The sequence below is a fragment of the Streptococcus sp. A34 genome (genome assembly GCF_043674115.1).
Taxonomy (GTDB): Bacteria; Bacillota; Bacilli; order Lactobacillales; family Streptococcaceae; genus Streptococcus; species Streptococcus suis_V.
Map to the genome: position 1 here is coordinate 1 of NZ_JBIMJM010000069.1, position 1,232 is coordinate 1,232.

The 1,232-nt window shown below is 37.7% G+C and carries 1 protein-coding gene; it reads right to left on the reverse strand.

Going from position 1 to position 1,232, the window contains the following annotated elements; all coding sequences use genetic code 11:
* Positions 1-19: 19 nt before the first annotated feature.
* Positions 20-973, reverse strand: a complete 954-nt coding sequence (locus ACHBGV_RS10235; protein ID WP_171999814.1) for an IS30 family transposase — start codon at positions 971-973, stop codon at positions 20-22.
* Positions 974-1,232 lie beyond the last annotated feature (259 nt).

Below are 1,232 nucleotides of genomic sequence, written 5' to 3' on the forward strand. Positions count from 1 at the left end.
CCCAAATTTCAAGTTGAAGTTAGCCACCCAAAAGAAATTCACTTGGCGACTTGTAGTCCAAGCATTTTTTAGGGTAGTTGTTAATCCAATTTTCGATAAAAGCGACTTCTTTCGGAGTCGTTTTCTTGGTTCCTTTAGGTAACCATCTCCGAATCAATCGATTATGGTTTTCATTTGAACCTCTTTCCCATGAAGAGTAGGGATGTGCATAGAAGATATGTTCCTCAGGAAACACTTCAACCAATCGACTAAATTCCGAACCATTATCTGCAGTTATTGATAAAATATGATACTCAGCTAATAGTAACCTAAGTGCCTGATTGACAGATTCAGCAGTTTTATTTGGAATTAATCTTATGATTTGGTGTCTACTTCGTCGGTCGGTTAAGACTAAAAGACACTGATTTTTCGCTCTGGTTAGTAGAACTGTATCAATTTCATAATGACCGTTTTCCAATCGAAGATTGATGACCTCTGGTCGCTCTTCGATTGATTTACCAGCTGGCTTAAAGTTCGGACTGGCTTGCTTCTTGACACCTTTCCATTTTCTAGGATAAAGCATGTCCGATTTCTTCAATCCTAAATGACCATTATGAAACCAGTAGTAAATGGTTGAAATCCCTACTTTCACTTGCTTCTTCTTAACCATCATTTCAGGAGAAAACTTTTGCTTATGATAGTGTAAGATCTTCTCTTTCATTTCTTTCGTTAGGATTATCTTTTTAACCGACCGTTTTCGATTGGATTGGTAAACAGTTTGTGCATAATCAGCAGAATAAACTTTCTTGTAGACCCCTTTTCGCACTTGTTGTAAGGTTGTCCCACGCTTGATTTCATTATGAATTGTTTGAGGAGCCTTTCCTAACAAGCCTGCAATTTCACGATTGGACTTATTTTCATTCTTCCACCGCTCAATCAAGCGACGGTTATCTATTGTCAAATGTTTCCCTTTTGGTGTATAATACTTTTGCATCTCTGTGCCTTTCCTTGTGTTTGTGGTGAACAACAAGTATAGCACAGAGGTGTTTTCTTATACCTTAAATCACATTTCATTTGACAACAGGAACCCTTGAAGCTGTTTTTTCAGCTAAACCAAGGCTATGATTAGCCTTGGGCACCTAGCCTAACAGCTTCAAGCCTGTTATCAAATGAAATCATCAACTTACTCAAACATAGTGAAACATCTAATTCTTGACTAAGGTAAGGTGGCTAACTTCATTATAGAACTTTCG